Annotated in this window: 14 protein-coding genes; 3 read left to right on the top strand and 11 right to left on the bottom strand. The window is 64.4% G+C overall.

Translation table 11 applies throughout. The features are described 5' to 3' along the window. Window positions 1-38: 38 nt before the first annotated feature. The 4 genes from KTR9_RS04485 to KTR9_RS04470 are packed head-to-tail and all read right to left on the bottom strand — an operon-like array spanning window position 39 to window position 3125. Window positions 39-449, bottom strand: a complete 411-nt coding sequence (locus tag KTR9_RS04485) for an arsenate-mycothiol transferase ArsC (RefSeq protein WP_014925408.1) — start codon at window positions 447-449, stop codon at window positions 39-41. Continuing rightward, the gene (gene arsB / locus KTR9_RS04480; protein WP_014925407.1) at window positions 442-1530 is read right to left on the bottom strand and encodes an ACR3 family arsenite efflux transporter; all 1089 of its coding nucleotides are present in this window, start codon (window positions 1528-1530) and stop codon (window positions 442-444) included. The genes KTR9_RS04485 and arsB overlap by 8 nt, the downstream gene beginning before the upstream one ends. After that, a complete protein-coding gene (locus KTR9_RS04475; protein WP_014925406.1) occupies window positions 1527-1889 on the bottom strand; it encodes an ArsR/SmtB family transcription factor in 363 nt (120 codons plus the stop codon). Before KTR9_RS04475 ends, arsB begins: the two co-directional genes overlap by 4 nt. Window positions 1890-1934: 45 nt before the next feature. After that, entirely contained in the window at window positions 1935-3125 is a 1191-nt protein-coding gene (locus tag KTR9_RS04470) for a winged helix DNA-binding domain-containing protein (protein WP_010842775.1), read from the bottom strand. Window positions 3126-3644: 519 nt separating this feature from the next. On the opposite strand from KTR9_RS04470, the gene KTR9_RS04465 reads away from it, so the two are divergent. Further along, window positions 3645-7433: an nSTAND1 domain-containing NTPase gene (locus tag KTR9_RS04465; protein WP_014925404.1), complete on the top strand. Its 3789-nt coding sequence runs from the start codon at window positions 3645-3647 to the stop codon at window positions 7431-7433. Window positions 7434-7684: 251 nt separating this feature from the next. Here KTR9_RS04465 and KTR9_RS04460 read toward each other — a convergent pair whose 3' ends face one another. Next, a complete protein-coding gene (locus tag KTR9_RS04460) occupies window positions 7685-9316 on the bottom strand; it encodes a carboxylesterase/lipase family protein (protein WP_193363225.1) in 1632 nt (543 codons plus the stop codon). Window positions 9317-9388: 72 nt separating this feature from the next. Here KTR9_RS04460 and KTR9_RS04455 point away from each other — a divergent pair, with 72 nt between their 5' ends. Next, window positions 9389-9742: a hypothetical protein gene (locus KTR9_RS04455; protein WP_014925402.1), complete on the top strand. Its 354-nt coding sequence runs from the start codon at window positions 9389-9391 to the stop codon at window positions 9740-9742. Between the two features lie 310 nt (window positions 9743-10052). Here the strand turns inward: KTR9_RS04455 and KTR9_RS04450 are convergent, their stop codons facing one another. Beyond that, complete coding sequence (locus tag KTR9_RS04450; RefSeq protein WP_148281148.1) at window positions 10053-10574, bottom strand: hypothetical protein; 522 nt, start codon at window positions 10572-10574, stop codon at window positions 10053-10055. A gap of 568 nt (window positions 10575-11142) precedes the next feature. After that, entirely contained in the window at window positions 11143-11751 is a 609-nt protein-coding gene (locus KTR9_RS04445) for a TetR family transcriptional regulator (protein ID WP_044505851.1), read from the bottom strand. Between the two features lie 103 nt (window positions 11752-11854). Between KTR9_RS04445 and KTR9_RS04440 the strand changes: the two genes are divergently transcribed. After that, complete coding sequence (locus tag KTR9_RS04440) at window positions 11855-12817, top strand: aldo/keto reductase (protein WP_014925399.1); 963 nt, start codon at window positions 11855-11857, stop codon at window positions 12815-12817. 640 nt (window positions 12818-13457) lie between these two features. Here KTR9_RS04440 and KTR9_RS04430 read toward each other — a convergent pair. From KTR9_RS04430 to KTR9_RS04415, 4 genes are all read right to left on the bottom strand, one after another. After that, window positions 13458-14207: a glucose 1-dehydrogenase gene (locus KTR9_RS04430; protein ID WP_044505847.1), complete on the bottom strand. Its 750-nt coding sequence runs from the start codon at window positions 14205-14207 to the stop codon at window positions 13458-13460. A gap of 354 nt (window positions 14208-14561) precedes the next feature. After that, window positions 14562-15728: an acyl-CoA dehydrogenase family protein gene (locus KTR9_RS04425; protein WP_014925397.1), complete on the bottom strand. Its 1167-nt coding sequence runs from the start codon at window positions 15726-15728 to the stop codon at window positions 14562-14564. Between the two features lie 38 nt (window positions 15729-15766). Next, window positions 15767-17020 (bottom strand): CoA transferase, encoded by a 1254-nt coding sequence (locus KTR9_RS04420; RefSeq protein WP_014925396.1) that lies wholly within the window; start codon window positions 17018-17020, stop codon window positions 15767-15769. 514 nt (window positions 17021-17534) lie between these two features. Then, a complete protein-coding gene (locus tag KTR9_RS04415; RefSeq protein ID WP_014925395.1) occupies window positions 17535-18632 on the bottom strand; it encodes an NAD(P)-dependent alcohol dehydrogenase in 1098 nt (365 codons plus the stop codon). Window positions 18633-18649 lie beyond the last annotated feature (17 nt).

Genomic DNA, 18649 nt, shown 5'->3' with positions numbered 1-18649 from the left:
ATGACTCAGGCGCCAAACCCCGCCGCCGGTCCGGACGTCTATCGGTCCAGACGGCCGGCGAGGTCGCGGATGCGTGCGGTGATGTCGTCGCGGATCAGCCGCATCCGCTCGATGCCGTCGACGCCTCGAGCGGAGGGTTCGACGGTGTTCCACACCTCGACGTCGACCCCCTCCGGCGGAGTGACCTCGGCGGTCCCGACCACCACGACCAGATCCGCCGCGCGCATCAGTTCGTCGGTGAGTTGCCGCGGTTGATGTCCGGTGACGTCGGCGCCGACCTCAGCGAGCACCTGGGCGGACAATTCGTTGACCTGGCCGCCGATCTTCGCGCCGGTGCCGGCCGACGAGGCGGCGATCCGGTCGGTGACCGTTGACGTGAGGTGTTCGGCCATCACGGATTTGCCGCGGTTGCTCACGCAGACGAACAGCACGTCGTATGGGTCAGGCATCACGTACCGGCTCCTTGGTCGGATCGATGACTCCGGTGAACCTCTTGCGCAGCGCGAGGGAGACGTACACGAGCGCGACGAGGACGGGCACCTCGATGAGTGGGCCGATGACTCCGGCAAGAGCCTGACCGGAGGTCGCACCATAGGTCGCGATCGCAACGGCGATGGCGAGCTCGAAGTTGTTGCCGGCGGCGGTGAACGCCAGCGTGGTGGTCCGTGCGTAACCCAGCCCCATCGCGGCGCCGAGGACGAATCCGCCACCCCACATCACCGCGAAGTAGATCAGCAGCGGCAGCGCGATCCGCACGACGTCCCACGGGTGAGAGGTGATCTGCTCCCCCTGCAAGGCGAACAGGATGACGATGGTGAACAGCAGGCCGTAGAGGGCCCACGGCCCCAATCGCGGGAGGAACGAGGACTCGTACCATTCGCGGCCTCTGGCCCGTTCGCCGATGCGGCGGGTGAGATAGCCGGCAACCAAGGGGATTCCGAGGAAGATCAGCACCGACTTCGCGATCTGCCACGGCGAGGTGTCGATGGTCGTCTGTTCCAGGCCGAGCCATCCGGGTAGCACCGAGAGGTAGAACCAGCCCAGCACGGCGAACATGATCACCTGGAACACCGAGTTCAGTGCGACGAGGACGGCCGCCGCCTCGCGGTCGCCGCACGCCAGGTCGTTCCAGATGATGACCATCGCGATACAGCGCGCCAGACCGACGATGATCAGTCCGGTCCGGTACTCCGGTAGGTCCGGGAGAAGAAGCCAGGCCAGCGCGAACATCAACGCGGGTCCGACGATCCAGTTCAGCAGCAGCGATCCCAGCAGCAGGCGACGATCGCCGGTGACCGAGTCGAGTCGGTCGTAGCGCACCTTGGCCAGCACCGGATACATCATGATCAGCAGTCCGAGAGCGATCGGCAGCGAGATGCCGTCGATCTCCACGGCCGCCAGCGCGTCTCCCAGGCCGGGAACGGTGCGGCCCAGCAGCAGGCCCGCGACCATCGCCGCGCCGATCCACACCGGCAGGAACCGGTCCAGCATCGACAGCTTCGCCGCGACCGCGGTGTCGGTGGCGGTCATGGCCTTACCTCGCACGACCGGGCCTCCCCCACCACCGACGCGAGACCGCCCAGCAGATCGGAAAGCTGTTGTAGCGCATCGGTGTTCACGCGATAGTACACCCAGGTCGCCCGACGCTCACCGGTGATGAGACCCGCCTCCCGCAGCACCTTGAGGTGGTGCGAGATCGTCGGTTGTGAGACGTCGAACGGTCCGGAGATGTCGCACACGCACGCTTCGGCTCCCGGATGCGCGGCGATCTCCGACAGCAACCGCAACCGAACCGGATCCGCGAGTGCTTTCAGCACCGGCGTGGCCGTCTCCGCCTGGTCGGTGCTCAAGCCGCGCCCGACCGGCGACAGCAGGTTCTGATTCGACATGCGTCAATATTGACCGATGTCGAATCAGTGGGCAACCGCGACCCCTCACAACCGGCGTGCGTAGGGAGCGGCGTATCCGGTCTTCAGCGGTTCGTCCCCCAGCCACGCGGCGAGCTCCTCGGCCCGGGCGTCGAGCGCGCGACGCGCATCGCGGGGCAGCGGTTCCAGCGGGATGATGTCGATCGACGAGTCCGCGCGGCGATACCAGCCGCCGACGATGCGGCCGTCCCACCAGGCGGTCTGACCGCCGTTGCCCGCGGAGTCGAAGACCTCCGCGGCGTGGCCGCCGAGGTAGAAGCCGCGCTCCTTGTAGCCCATGGTGGTCGGGTCCAGTTCGGGCAGCAGAACAGCTTGCGGTTCGACCTCGTCGTCCGAGGCATCGGGTACATCGTCGGGCAGGACGTGGCCGACGCCGCCGCCTTCCAGGTCGACCTGGGTCGTGTCGAGTTCGGCGAGGGCCGCGCGGACCGCGGTCTTGGTCGACCCCAGCCACCAGGCCAGGTCGGTCTCGGTGCCGGGTCCGTACGTGCGCAGCCAGCGTCCGATCAGCGCGCAGTGCCCGTCGTGAACGCTGATCGACGGCAGTGCCTCGCCGAGCCAGAGGGGCATCGACGTCCAGGCCGGCCGCGACAGATGCCAGCCCAGGCGATTGGGGCCGCGGACGATCGCGCCTTCGGCGTCGAGCATGTTCAGCACCCGCGGACCCATCGGGGCGCGTCCCGCCCAGGCGGTGCCCGCGCCGTGGCTGATGTAACCGTCGAGAGCCGGGAGGCGCTCGCGCAGTTCGGTGGAGGTCAACGATTCCCCGCCGGCCAGTTCGGCCAGGACCGCCTGCCGGGCGGTCTCGATCCAGCCCTCCGGGTCGTCGAAGTCGGGACTGCGCCGGAGATCGCGCAGCATGTTGGTGCGCTCGGAGGCCGAGATCCGTGGCCCCAACGCCCCGACGGACTCGGCCAGGACGTCCCTCGGGAACACGAACAGGGTCCGTCGCATCGCGAGGTGCTTGACGAGCGTCCGCGCTTCGTAGAGGGCGGCGTCGACGGAGTGGCGCGCGAAGCCCGGGCCGACACGAGCCCAGGCGGCCAGATGGACCGTCGAGGGAGTGGTGGCGTGCAGACCGACCATGGTGGCGGCCGCCTCGACCGCGTCGACTGCCCGCGACGACGCGTCGAGGTGCGCCCGGCGCATGAGGCGTGCGCGGCGCTGTGCGTCGGTGATCACCGGTCGAGCGGTCATCGCTCGAGAATCATCGATCGGGCCCCACAAGCATTCGCATGGAGAAATCGTAGTGAGCAGAGCCGACAAGAAGAGAGTCGCCCGGAGGAGGGGACGCGGGTGCCGGAGACCGCCGACCCCCGTCGACCCGGTGTCCGGCACCCGCGCGGTCGTGTGGGCCGAACGACACACAGCCCCCGACGGGCAGTGTTCGCCGAACACCTCCGTGTGTCCTTCGACCGACGCAACCTGTGCGCTTCCCGACCCCCGTCGAGTCGCGCCCCACAAGCAGACCCCACGAACGACGCCCACTCCACCCCCACACCGGAAACCGCGGCGAAGCCACTGGTCAAGCGGCTAACGGACTATCCGGACCGGACAGAACCGGTTCCGGATCCGGTTCCCGAACCGCCCGCGGACCCTGGTACGCACGTCCGAGATGTGGCCGTCGCCACATCGGGTCGCCGATGCTGGCGCGGTGGGTTCGGCTACCGCATGATGGTGCGGTCGAACAGTCGGGGCGAGCATGGGGACAGCTGAGTGGATTTCGGTGAGGCTCTCGCGCGACTGTTCGTGCAGGCAGGCCGTCCCACACTGCGGGCGTCGGCGACACGGGCGCGGGTCTCGGCACAGCGGATCAGCGACTGGCGCAACGGGCGGCATCTCCCCCGGGACTTCGCGACCGTCGAACCGCTGCTCGTCTGGCTGACCGCCCGGGCTGTCGCCGCCGGCGCCGACGACGTCCTCACCATCCGGCAATGGCGAGAGATGTGGGACCACCGGACGCCCGACGAGGCCCGCGCGGAAGAGCCGTCCGTACCGCAGCAGGCACGACCGTTCGCCGGTCTCGCCACGTTGACCGCAGCCGACAGCCAGATGTACTTCGGCCGCGACGACGTCGTCGGCACCCTCGTCGACGCGATCCTGGCGGCACGCAAGGGACCGCCGCCCCTGCCTCCCGCGTCCCGGCTCGTCGTGGTGACCGGGGTGTCGGGATCGGGCAAGTCGTCGCTGCTGCGTGCCGGCCTCGCGCGGGACGCCCGGTTGGCCCCGCCCCGACTCGGCGAGATCACCCCGGGAGGCCTCGCCATCGCGGACCCGGTGGAACCGGAGGTCACCGACGCGCCGGCTCCGACGCCGCCGACGACGACCGAGCAGGCGGTCATCGTCATCGACCAGTTCGAGAACGTCTTCTCCCTCGAGGACTCGCTGCGGGCCGAGACGCTGCGCGAGGTCGAGGAACTCGCGCACGACACCGTCGTCGTGGTCGGTGTGCGAGCCGATTTCTTCAGTCAGTGCGTCGAGCACCCGTTCCTCGCCGACGCATGGCAACACCGCTGCGTGATCGTCTCGGAGATGACGCGCACGCAGTTGCGCGAGGTCATCACCGCACCCGTCCGTCTCGCCGGCGGCCGGATCGAGACCGGACTCGCCGACGTCATGATCACCGAGCTGTACGAGGCGTCGACGGGCGGCGACCGGGCCGGCCGGCTGCCGTTGCTCGCGCACGTCCTGCAGGCGACCTGGGCGCGCCGCAGCGGCAACCGGATGACCCTGTCCGGCTACCGGGCAACCGGCGGTATCGCCCGCGCCGTCGCCGACACCGCGGAGGCCGCCTGGGCGGCGATCGACCCGCGGCATCGAGACCTCGCGCGCGCCGTCCTGCTCGCCCTCGTGCACGTCGGTCCGGCCGGGATCGCGCTGCGCGTGCCGCTGTCCACGGCGACCCTCGCGAACCGGTTCCCTCCCGAGGTCGCCACGGTCATCGACGAGTTCGCCCAGGCCAGGCTGCTCACGGTCTCCACCGACTCGGTGATGCTCGTGCACGACGTCGTGCTGACCGCGTGGCCACGTCTGGCCGAGTGGATCGCCGACGACACCGACAACCACCTGTGGCGTCAGCAGCTCGACGCCGACAGCGCGGCGTGGCTCGCCAACGGCCGGGGGCGGTCGTTCCTCTACACCGGGTCGCGTCTCGACGACGCCAAGCGCCGGCGGCGGACCCTCCGCAGTGACTATCTGCACCTGCTCAGCAAGGAGAACGACGCATTCCTCGACGCCGCGGTCGCCATGCAGCAGCGGCGACGCCTCACCCGCATCGGTGCGGTGTCGGTCATCGTCGTGCTGGCGATCGCGGCGACGATCACCGCGGCGATCGGGTTCCGGCAGGCCCACGACCTGCGTCAACAGCGAAACGCCGCCGAACGGTCGGCACTGCTGTCCCACATCGACAGCATGCAGTTCTCGAACCCGTCGCTGGCGGCGCGGCTGCTGCTCGTCGCGCACCGGATCTATCCCGACGACCCGACGGTGGAGAGCCGCCTGCGCGGGGCCGCGACGACTCCGCTCGTGACACCCCTGACCGGTCACACCGGCCCGGTCTACGACCTGTCCTTCGACCGGACGGGCACCCGGCTCGCGTCGGCGAGCGGCGACCGGACCGTGCGCGTCTGGACTCGGTCCGGTTCGTCGGACTACCGGGAGTCCGCGGTCCTGCGCGGCTTCGGCAACTACGTCACGAGCACCGACTTCCACCCGACGCGGCAGCTGCTGGCGAGCAGCAGCGGCGACGGCTCCGTTCGCATGTGGGACCTGACCGACGCGTCGAACCCGCGCGCGACGACGACGGTCTCACCCGGCCACGGCACGGTCTACATGGTGCGGTTCTCCGCCGACGGCCGCACCCTGGCCGCGTCGTCGGACGACGGCACCATCACCGTGTACGCGGTCTCCCCGACCGGTTCGGTCCGGGAGACGGCCGTGCTGCGCGGTCACACCGCCGCGGCGCGGACCCTGTCCTTCAGCCCCGACGGTCGCACCCTGGCCAGCGGCGGCGACGACCGGACCGTGCGCCTGTGGACCACCGGCGAATCACCGCAACTCCTGGGTCCCCCGCTCACCGGTTTCCCCAGCATCACCCACGCCGTCGCCTTCAGCCCCGACAGTCGATCCCTCGCGGTCACCGGCGACAGCCCCAACGCCCAACTGTGGGATGTCGCCGACCCGCTCGCGCCCCGCCCGTTGAGCACCTCCCTGCCCAACAGCACGGCGGGGTCGTGGTCCATCGCCTTCGACAGCTCGGGTTCGCAGCTGGCCTCCGCCCGCGCCGACGGTCTCGTCCGGGTGTGGAACACCGCCAATCCCACCTCGCCGACCCTGCAGTGGGCGCTGCAGACCACCTCCGAGCAGGGGTCGGTGCGGACCTTCTCCGCCCGCTTCGACCCCAGCGGCGACCAGCTCGTGTCCGGTCGTTCCGACGGCACCATCGACGTCTGGAGCCTGCCCGGCCGGACCGAACCCGATCGGGGCGGGACGATCACGGGGCTGGACACCGACGCCGCGCAACGAGTCCTCGCGACGGTCGGCTCCGACACGACCCTGAACCTGTGGACGACGTCCGGCGGCCTCACCCTGCGCTCGCGAACGCCGATCCAGCGCCGGGTCAACGACCATCCGCGTGTCAGCCTCAACGGCCCGGGCACCCTGGCCGCGACCGCCAACAACAACGGCGGGCTCGTCGAGCTCTGGGACATCACCGACACCGCGGCCCCTCGACGCGCCGCGGCCCTCGGGGTCGCCACCCGCTACTCCTTCCCGGTCGTCTTCGCGCCGTCGGGGAACCTGCTCGCGACCGGCGACACGGATACCACCGTGGCCCTGTGGGACACCTCGGACCCCCGCTCCCCGCGACGGGTGGGTGCACCTCTGCGCGGACCGACCGACCTCATCCGCAACGTCGCGTTCAGCCCCGACGGCACGCGGCTCGCGCTGACCTCCGACGACAAGCGCGTCTACCTGTACGACCTGACGTCGTCGAGTCCGGACCCGGTCGACGTCATCACCGACGAGGCGCCCATCGCCCAAGCCGCCTTCGACGACGGCGGTGTGCTGGTGGTCGCCTCCCGCGACCTGTCCACCTGGCGCCTGCCGCCGGTCGGCTCCGACGCCGAACCGGAACTGCTCGACCGGCAGGAGGACATGTTCGCCTCGACGGTCTCGATGGCGCCCAACCGCCTCGCGGTGGGCACCGCGACGCACGAGCTGATCAGCTTCGCGCTCGACGACGACGGTCAGCTCACCGATCGGCAACCGGTCGGGACATTGCTCGCCACCACCGACACCACCACCACCTGGCAGCTACCGGTCCAGCTCCCGTCCGACGAGGAGATCATCTCCGGCGGGGACACGACCGGGAACGTCTACCTGCACACGCTCGACCTCGATGTGGCCCGCGACTGGATCTGCGCGAGCACCGCACCCCTCACCGACGCGCAGCGCGACGCCTATCTCCCGCACGTCGACGTCCGTTCGAATTGCGGTCGGGACTGAATGTTGTTGGCCGGCAGGTGACCTCGACACGCGGCGTCCTCGCTGCGCTCGGTCGACGCGGCTCGGCCGGCAGAGGGGCGCGCGTCCTCGCTGCGTTCGGTCGACGCGGCTCGGGTGGCAACGCCTCCACCTGCTGGTTGAGCCGGCACCGAGCGCAGCCGCCGGGCCGAGCAAGCGACGTAGGAGCGCGTCGAGGTCGAGGAGCCGAGTCGAAGCCACTTGGTGACCTCGACGGCCAGCAGATGGACGCCTCAGCGGAAGCCGAGCACCTCGTCGCCCCACGCCTCCCAGATGTCGCCGTCGAGATTCTGCACGACCCGATCCTCGGCATCGATACGCAGCACCGGACGATGTCCGGTGTCGTAGGTCGGCCAGTGATCCCCGAGCGATCCGGTGTCGGGCTCCTGTCCGTGCGCGAACGCGGTCCATCGTCGAACCATCCTCTCCGACACCGCTTCTCCCTGCTTGCGCCCACCGAGGAGGAAGGTGATGTCCCGCGGGCCGGCACCGAGGTTGCCCCACACGTAGGGAACCTCGGTGGCGTGGGCGGCGCCGAGACCGAGGAGCCGGAACATCCGGGTCGTCCAGTCGTAGCGGTACACGTAGACCGGTGCGGTGCGGGCGTGTGCCTCGGCGAGCCACAGCGTGGGCATGCGGAACGCCACGTCGCGGGCAACCCCGAGCCCGGTGACCTTGGGGCGCAGGCCCGAATACGCCGAGAGCACCTGGGCTCGCTCGGGTAGGACGACGTCGGGATACTCCTTCGCCATCCCGGCGAACATGCGCTCGATGTCGGCGGTCGTGATCGGCATGAGCGGAGACTTCATGTACTTGAACAGGTTTGCCTCGTCGCGGTTGGTCCCGATGATCAGCGGCACCGGATGCGCGCGACCGGCCCGATAGACGTCGAGAGGGTGCTCGGGCAGCAGATCGCCGTCGATGACCGGCGCGAAGGCGATGGTTCCGGGCGTCTCACCGGGAACCTTCTCGAACAGCGCGGTGGTGATCGCCGAACACGTCATGCCGTCGAGTTCGTCGAGCCGTCCGACGATCTCGCGGGTGTCGAGTTCACTCGCATCGATCCCGGCGACCTCGAGCAGTTGCTCGGCGACCCGCGCTGCCCGGTCGGCTCCGTACATCGACGTCACCGGCGAACTCTGCGCGATCGCCCGGCCGAAGAGCCCCGCCGCGGCAGGCATGGTGAGCAGTGCGGTGACCAGTCCGGCCCCGGCCGACTCACCGAACACCGTCACCTTGTCGGGGTCGCCGCCGAACGCGGCAATGTGGTCGTGGACCCAACGCAGTGCCGTCAGCACGTCGCTGAGTCCGGCGTTCGACTCGAAACGCTCGTCGATCGAGGACAGGTCGGCGAAGCCGAGCACACCGAGCCGGTAGTTGAGCGTCACGACGACCACGTCGCCGGTGGCGGCGAGATTCGAGCCCTCATAGAACGGCTGCCCGCCCGACCCCAGCACGTAGGCGCCGCCGTGCAGCCACACCATGACCGGGAGTCCGACGGCGTCGTCGGCGTGCTCCGAGGCACCCGGCGGGGTCCACACGTTGAGGAACAGGCAGTCCTCGTCCATGACCACGTCGGGCCCGAGCCGCACCGCGGGATTCAGCTGCTGCGGGCACACCGCACCGAAGGTCGAGGCATCCACGACGTCCTTCGGCGCGTCACTCTCCTCCAGCGGAACCGCCCGACGCCAGCGGAGGTCCCCCACCGGCGGGCGGGCGTACCGGATGCCCCGCCACACATCGGCCATCTCGCCGACGACCCCGCGGAAGGTACCGACACGGGTGTGGGCCAGCGGGCGGGTTCCGGTCGCCCCTCCCCCTGCGGCCGGCGAGATCGTGGGGGTGCCCGGTTCGTCGTGCGTCATCCGTCCATCGTGCACCGTGAACGTGTTCTCGTTGTCCGGAACTCGGCCGCCTCTGCTGGGTAGTGTGACCCCATGGAGCTACTACGCAACGTCGTAATCTTCCTGCACATCATCGGCTTCGCAGTGACCTTCGGGGCCTGGGTCACCCAGCTCGTGGCCCGCGAGTTCCGCGTCACACGCGTGATGGACTACGGCCTCCTGCTCTCGCTCCTGACCGGACTCGCCCTCGCGGCCCCGTGGCCGGCCGGCATCGACCTGAACTATCCGAAGATCGGGATCAAGCTGGTGATCCTGCTCGTCCTGGGCGGGGTCCTCGGCATGGGGAGCGCGAGGCAGAAGCGCACGGGCGAACCCGTGCCGCGGCCGCTCTTCTGGGCCGTCGGCGCGCTGTCGCTGCTGGCCGCGGGTCTCGCCGTCATCTGGTAGCAGCAGCGAGCGGGAATCGCGAATCGAACGGTCAGGCCAACTAGGAAGTTAGACCACCTTCATTACAGAGGCCTACTGCCACCTGCCAATGCTCATGCTGGACGAACGATTGCACCAACGCCGCGCACCGGACCGGGTGCGCGGCGTTCACAACTCTATGGCTGCCGAGAACTTGACGCTCTGCTGAAACGATCGACCCAAGAGCGGGAGTCGTTAAAACTCTCACTCGGTTCCCGGCATGCCTAGGCCCGTTCGTCTGAACCTGCAGCCAAGCTAGCTGCTCGGCATGAGGCCGAACTCAAATCTACCGTTAGTCCGACGCGGCCCCCGAAGCCAGCTCACGAAGCTCCTGCTCGCGTCTCCGATTGTGGGCATTCAGCGCCTCCGCAGTGATATTCGAACCGAAGAGGTCTGTGTAGTCTTTGAGGACATCCGGACTAGCGAACTCGATATACTGTCGGCTCTCAATCCACACGCCCTGGAATTTAAAGGGTCCATCGAAGAAAGATGTCGGCCATCCTTCGCGTTCAGCAATTTCGCGCACCTGTTCCAGCGGTATCGCAGCACTGCATAGCGCGTGATTGTACGAGTACTGTTGAGTCGATCCCGGCACTGCCTCGATTGTTGCCAGCCAGTCAGCATTCGGATACTTGCAGGCATCGATGGGGCCGACCTCGATCATGGTGCCATACTCATCCAACATGCACAGCCAACGTGCACCTTCCTCATACGGCGGGATCGGGGGCTTGATGACATGGCCACCCATAATCTCAGCCAATACCTCTACCACACGCTGCGGATCATTAGCATTGAACGACCAATGATGAATCACCGTGTATCTCCTTTCGAAAATGAGAAGGGAATCTGCCGTCGCCGAGGAGATCGGTACGGAGACTCGCTTACGGCGGCCAATCTGTGAAGGATTACCAAACGGTGGCAATCACTTACCGTCGAGCCGAGAATGTCACCACTCAAGGCTTCTAGCCAGCAGGAGTTCCACAGAACGAAACGCACGGGTCGTGCAGCAGTCCCGTAGGTCAAATCAGCCACCCACTGCTGATCCGGCCTCGACGGCAGCGACCGCTGCCAATCAGCAGGACCGACTCCGCCGTCGCCGCGTCAGGTTCAGCCCACCAGAGTGGTCGCGGGCAGTCAGACACCGCGCTGTCGTCCAGTGAATCACTACGCGACTCCGGCTGGATCCCGTCTTGTTCTCTGACGCCTTCGCGCTGATGGAATCATCAGCGGTCCATCACCGCCGCCCGCCCTTCGACTACGAGACGCGCTACCGAGAAACGTCGCCTCCGAAGCGAAGGTCGCTCAAACCGGGATCCCATCCGATCCAGGACCGTTCCCTTAACCCTACGAACGTCGAAACGTTCACAGCCCGCCGCCCGCATTTACAACGAGTTGCTAGCGACGATGGTGAAGGCCTCATCCAGCAGCGTCGCGAGTGAAACGGACCCGCCGCGAAGTGTCCATTCAACGAGTGCGACGTCGAGGCAAGCGATTGCGGCCTGGATCAGGGTCCGCGCCCGGTAGCTCTTTGTTTCCTCCGAGCCGTGAAGACGCGCGATGACGACCGGCTCGAGCAGCACAGCCCAGACGTTATGCTTCTCGACGCTGCGTGCGCGCAGTGAAGCGGTGCCCATCATGACCCGCATCTTGCGCAACCCGGACTCGTTGGCGACAACCGCACTGTCTGCCACCGGGTCGAAGGCGTGCCGCAGCATCACCCACGTGGTCTCGGCTTCAGGGCGCGCGGCCGCAGCATCGCGGACCACCTCGCCGAACGGCCCAGGGTCCCCAATCACGACGTCTTCCTTGGTCGCAAAGTAGCGGAAAAACGTTCGAGACGACATTCCGACGGCCGCGGCAATGTCTTCGATCGTCGTGGCATCGAATCCGCGCTCGTCGAACAGGCGAAGCGCCTGGTCCGCGAGATGGTCCCGCACCGATGAGCGCGCAAGATCCCTCAATCCTGTAGGCGGCGCGCCGGGCGGGTTCATCACAGCGCGACACTAGCACGGCCCGACGTCGCGCGACACTGATGTCATCAACTGACACTAATGGCGTATAGTGCATGGCGTACGACGACGAAAGGCAAACAACATGCAAAAGAGAACTCTCGGCCAGCAGGGCCTGACGACTTCCGCTCTCGGCTACGGCGCAATGGGCATCAATCTCGCCTACGGCCCCAGCGATGAGCAGGAAGGTGTTGAGACAATCCGTCGCGCTTTCGACCTGGGCGTGACCTTCATAGACACCGCCCAGTTGTACGGCTGGGGCGAAAACGAAAAAGTAGTAGGTCGAGCTGTCAAGGACTTCCGCGACGAGGTGCAGATCGCCACGAAGTTCGGCTTTACCAAGGAATTTGGTCACGACAGCCGCCCAGAGAACATCCGGTCCGTGATCGACGACAGCCTGCGCTTCCTCGGCACCGATCACGTCGACCTGTTCTACCAGCACCGCGTCGACGAGAACGTCTCCATCGAAGACGTCGCCGGCACCGTGAAAGAGCTGATCGAAGCCGGCAAGGTGAAGTACTTCGGGATGAGCGAAGCCGGCCCTGAGACGATCCGACGCGCACACGCAGTACAGCCGGTCACCGCACTGCAGACCGAGTACTCGCTGTTCGAACGCGACGTCGAAGCGCTGTTCCCGACCCTCGATGAGCTGGGCATCGGTTTCGTGCCGTACTCGCCCCTCGGGCGAGGCTTTCTCACCGGCACTGCAAAGCCCGCGAACGAGTACGACGAGTCCGACATGCGCCGCACGGATCAACGGTGGCAGCCGGGCAACTTCGAAAAGAACGTCGAAGCAACCCGCCAGCTCAACGCCTTGGCCGAATCCAAGGGCGGAACCGTAGCCCAACTCGCCCTCGCGTGGCTGCTCGCTCAGGGTGAGCACATCGTTCCCATTCCAGGCACCCGCAACTCCGCACGGATCGCCGAGAACGCAGGCGCAACCAACTTTTCGCTGACACACGAGGACCTAGACCAAATCGCCAAGATCCTGCCTACCGGCGGCTACGGAGCCCGCTACTCTGACGCCGCCCTCCCCACCTGGGAGTGAAAGGCATCCGCGAATAGAGCAACACCGAGTTCTGGCGTGGCCCGGGCGACAAACGCTTGGGCCACGCTGTCTTTCGCTCGACGGCCCTGGGAACAACAGAGCTATTGGGCGCCCGAAGTTCGCGTCAACCAAGTTGACAGCGAGCAGTACTCGGCTATGAGCGCACCAGCGATGGCATGCGACGCGAAGTGGTTGTCAGGCAGGTACGCAAGTCTGGTCAGCACACCACGACGGACCACCGCGCTGCGCGACGCTGCCACGGCCAGCCGGAACTTCATCCGGGAATCGATGCTGTAGCCGACGATCCGCCCGTAGTTCGTGTCCCTGTTTGCAAAGAGCTCGCCTACACAGGGGCGGTGTTGAGTGATATCGAACGGCCACAACCGATTTGGCTCCTCGCCGATACGTAGTCAACATGGACTCGTGATCACGGTTGTTACGAACTGCATTTCCTGCAGAACACCCGACCACGAGACGTTGTCACGAAAGATCCATCGCCCGGTCCGACCCGGACCACATCGTCACGGCACTTCTGCGGGTACGGCTTGGGCACAACGCCAATCCTCCCGACCCGCCCGAAGGCAGCCAGATTAGTTGTCACCTATCCGTACAGCGGTCCCGAGCGGGGTTTACGCCGCACTCAGGCCTGCATGCCCGCGAGGTCGATAGTCACGGTTTCGCCACTGATGTGGCGCGACCCGTCGCTCAACAACCAAGCGATGACATCGGCGATCTCCTCCGTCTCCGCCATACGCCCTGACGGGGCACGGGCGGAATAGTGGTCGGTGATTTCCGCAGGTTGTGCGCGCATGAGCGGAGTCCAGACGGGACCCGGCGCGACTGCATTAACGCGGATGTCGTCTTTAACGTATTCCACCGCAGCATTGCGGGTGAGCCCAACAATGGCGTGCTTCGTCGCAGAGTAGACGGATTGAAGGGGACCAGCTTTCAAACCAGTGATGGAGGTCGTGTTGACGATGTTCCCGCCACCGTTGTCAAGGAAATAAGCGATCTCGGCACGCATACATAACCAGGTCCCCTTCAGATTCACGTTGAGCACAGCGTCGAAGCTCGTAGACTCGACCTGATGCATTCGTACTGGCGGATGGCTGATACCTGCGTTATTGACAGCCATGTCGAGTCTTCCGTAGGACTCGACCGCGCTGGTGATCATCCTATCGACATCGACCTCGTTCGAAATATCGACACGCACAAAGGTGGCCAGGCCACCAGCCGCGGCGATCTCTTCCACGACACGCTCACCACCTCGGTCACTCACATCCGCGACCACAACGGACGCGCCCTCGGCAGCCAACTTCTTAGCAGTCGCTTCGCCGATTCCTGAACCCGCCCCCGTGACGACAGCTACTTTGCCGTTGAACAATTTCACTCCTCATATGACGATCGACGCTGGCGACCACACCTGAACCCTGATCACTGGCGCGGTCAATGACGCCTACACAGCTCTAACTGAGTCTACGAAACACGACCGTTCCAGTCGGTCCAAGTGCGACACCACTTTTTGGCCACACATGGGAAAATCGAAGTTCAACAACGTGAGCTCTGTCAATATCTTCCATGCGCCGCGCCGCAACCTCCGCAAATGCGCTCACAGTCCGATGCGATCAGAGCACTAACAGAGACAGCCGGCTGGCATTAGTGAGGCGAAGACAGAGCGTGCATCACAGCCAACGAGTACTCGTCCTTAACAAATCAGTCTTATAGGCCGGAGGCATACTGTAACTTACATACCCCGAGCGATACTCAATCTCAATATCTCCGATGTTCCCAAAAATATCCGATGCACACGTGCGAAAGCGTACATCTTCGAGATCGGATTCTCGTCACTGAACCCCATCGCGCCATGAAGCTGTAGAGACTCATCCATAACCCTACCCTCGACCTCGGACACAAATAATTTGGCCATCGCCGACTCATCGTTAGAAAGAGTGCCAGATGCGGCGCGTGCCAAGCAAGAATCGACAAACGCCCGACCCGCAGCGATCTCAGTCTTCATAGTGGCCAACTTCGATTGTGTGAGCTGAAAGTCGAAAATCCGCTTCTGGAATGCGCTACGCTCCTTTGTGTAGTCAACGGTCAAACTCAACGCCAGCTCACTCGCTGCGAGGAATCGGCTAGCTGCAGCCATCCTGCCGACTGTAATCGTGGACATTGCAGCACCTAGGCCGCCACGAGTTGATCCGCCCAAAACGTTCTCCGCGGGGATTCGAACATCATCGAAAAAGGCTTCGGAGACTCCCCCGCAGCCCCTTAGTAGAAGCTCGGTCTTCCTGGAAACGGTGACCCCTCTGGCGCCGGCCGGCACGATGAAGATAGCCAAACCGTCTTCGCCATCGTCACTTTTACACTTTGCTACCACGAGAAGCTGGGTCAGCACCGGGCCATTGCTGACCCACATTTTAGAACCGTTAATCACATAATCCGAGCCGTCGCGCTTCGCACGGGTCTTTATCCCTTTTGCATCGCTACCAGCAGACGGTTCAGACAGGGCCAGCTCCATAATCTCCTCCCCTGCCGCCATCTTGGGGAGCCAATTGCGCTTCTGTTCCTCGGTACCGGCGTCAAGTATTACGTAAGCTGACGAGTCAGTCTGAAGTCCCGCTTCCAGGGAAGCGCCTGCAGGTGAGTACCCGTGCTCCTCGTGGAGAACCATGTGGTGCAGTATGTCGCCACCACCGCCACCATACTCCTCGGGAATCCCTACACACAGCAATCCTAATTTACCGGCTTTGCGGAACAGTTCTGCGGGATAGAATCCATCGTCCTCCCATTGGCGGACATAGGGCTCGATTTCTTTTTGGAAGAAGTTGCGCACGGTACTCCGAAAAGCTTCGTGATCTTCACGAAAAATGTCACGCCCGTAACCCAAAGACTTTTGATTCGTACTCATTTACTGATGGATCTCCTTAACCTCCGGTACGCAGCAACTTACTGACGGACATCGGACGCAGCTTCACGGCGACCGTCGACAGGTTTGCGACCGATGATTCCATCGCTGTACATCTTGGCAATTATTTCTTCGTCGTATCCCAATTGCTTCAAGACCTCTTCGTTGTCCATCCCGGTCCATGGAGCAGGCCGCCAGGTGTTCGACGGATGCCTGGAGAACTGAGGAACCGCTCCCACATAGGTGAGCTGCGTCCCCGCATTTGTCGTGACCTCCTGCAAGGTGCCTCTAGCCTGGACATGCGGGTCATCCATTACGTCTTGCGGCGTATTGATCTTCTGTGCTGCCACGCCTGCAGCAAGAAGGTCCGCTGAGGCTTGATCGGCAGTACGGGCAGACATATACAGTTCTGCGGCCTCGTCAATCTTGTCGCCGCCCGCCGTGCCGCGGAGAATCACGCCTACACCCTCGGGGATGTCCGCAGTACCGTATTCGAGACCAAACAATTTGCACACGTTCTTGAGTCCACCGGTGCCGCTCACCACCAGCTGAACGTATGCGCCGTCCTTACACCTATAGCACCCAACTCCCGCGCTGAGAGATGGCTCTCCGGCAGACGCCACCGGCGTATTATTCGTGAACCAATCCGAAGAGTAGAAACTTGCCCTAAGTAGGCACTCAAACTGAGCCACATCGACGCTGTCGCCAACTCCACTTAGTTCAGCGCTACGAAGAGCCATTAGTATACCTGCAGTGGCGAACAAGGCAGTGAAATAATCGCCAGCCACTGGACCAACGGCGAATGGCGGCGAGCCTGGAGCTATATTACTGTGCATATAGCCCGAGAAAGCCTGGGCCACCATATCGAACGATGGCCGTTTGACGTATTCCGGCAGCCCGCTCTGGCCAAACCCGCTAATGTGGCAGATCACCAGCTTTTTGTTTACTTTCCACAACTCTTCGTCGGTTAGACCCCACCGCGCATATTGCCCCCCCTTGGAGGACTCAACGAACACATCTGCGTGTCTTATCAAATCGAAGAATACTGCCTTACCTTCTTCTGAAGCAATATTCAGCGCAACGCCACGTTGATTTCGTCTCTCGGCTTCAATATTGGTCGAACCCGTGAAGCGATTCATATCCGGGGCACTTGGATTCTCGATCCAGATAACATCAGCTCCGTTGTCGGCCAGCATCTGGACGCTGAACGGACCTGCCACCGACGATGTCGCGTGCACCACCTTCACGCCTGCAAGTGGTCCGAAATGTGGTAAATCTTTATTGTGGGGCCACATAGGATGCTCCTTCAAAGAATTCTTTCGGCAGTTTCGCGGTGAATCGAGTGCTGCCGGGTGAATACACCTCGGCTCAACAATTATGATAATAATATCAACATAATACCCACAGTCGCCCAAACAGACCACGCAGAGTTCCGTTGAACGGAAGGCTGATGTTGGGCGAGACCGCCAGGCCAGGCTGCCGAGCGTCCACTCGCAATGATAATCCCGACGTCACCGCGTCCACGGCACAAACAGCCGCGTATCCACGCAGAACAACCACTACCCAGCGCTTACCAACGTCAGTTAAAGCACGATCGAACTGCAGTGACCCGAGGAAACTGGACCGTGACCGAGGAGCGGGTATTACTGTTCTGCTCCTCGGTCCACGTGGGCGTCCCGCGCTGCGAGTCCGTAGAGCGAATGCTCAATCACAACGAATGAACTTCAACGATCATGCGATCTATCTGGGCCACCCCACCAGGCTACAGATTCCGAATCCTCCGTGTCCAGAAGAATGCAAACCAGCAAATCACATGGAAGGCATAACGAGCACTGGCTTTATGGCCCTGCCCGAATGGGACTCCTGCTCCGCAACGTTGATGTCGGCAAGCGGGAATCTGCGGATCAACCGATCGAAGGGGAACAGTCCGTCCTGCCAAAGCGCGATGAGCCGGGGAATCAACTCCTGCGGGTTGGCATCGCCCTCGATCACGGATACCAACTTCTTTCCGAAGAGAATGTCGCCGTCGAGCACCAGGTCACCTGCCTGCCCGACGTGCGCGCACATTCCGCGGCCTCGCAGTGCACGAATCGCGGCGAGAATGACAGAGGGCACACCGGTTGTGTCGAAACTGTAGTGAGTTCCACCATCGGAGGCCTTGTGAATCTGCTCGACCAGGTCACTACTGTCACCGAGGATCGTGGTGGTCGCGCCGAGTTCGGACGCCAGCTCGAGCCTTTGCGCATGTAGATCAACGGCGATGATTGTCGTGGCGCCGGCCGCCTTCGCCGCCATCAACGCCGCCAGGCCCACCGCACCCGCGCCGAAGATGGTGATAGACGTGCCCGGCTGAACATCGAAGACATTGAACACACTCCCCGCGCCCGTGATCATTCCACAGCCGAGCGGAGCGAGCACCGACAGGTCGAGAGACGGGTCAACTCGAATCAGGTTTGTAGGGTCGACGATGGTGCGCGTTGCAAAGGACGACTGCCCAAAGAAGCGGGCGCTCACCGGGTGCCCTTGCGCATCCGTCGCTCCCGGCCCGCCGCCCGCAGACCGCCAGAAGAGCTGGCGCTCCATGAATGTCTCACAATAAGCCGGGTGCCCGCTGATGCACTCGTTGCACCGACCGCATGAGGCAAACGTAATGACGACATGGTCCCCCACGGCTACATCGGTCACATCAGGACCGACCTGGCTCACGACGCCGGCGCCCTCATGGCCGAGGACAACGGGTGGCGAGACAGGGAACTCCTCCCCTCGGGGCATCATGTCGGTGTGGCAGAACCCGGACGCCACAATGTCGACGACGACCTGGCCGCTGCCGGGTTCGTCGAGCACCAACTCCTCGAGGACATACGGGCCGTCTTTCGAGCGAAGGATAGCGGCTTGGGCGTTCACCATTGGTGCTCCTCACTACA

Source organism: Gordonia sp. KTR9, from assembly GCF_000143885.2.
GTDB lineage: Bacteria > Actinomycetota > Actinomycetes > Mycobacteriales > Mycobacteriaceae > Gordonia.
The sequence above is the reverse complement of the archived record's forward strand: the minus strand, read 5'-3'. Positions and strand labels throughout refer to the sequence as shown.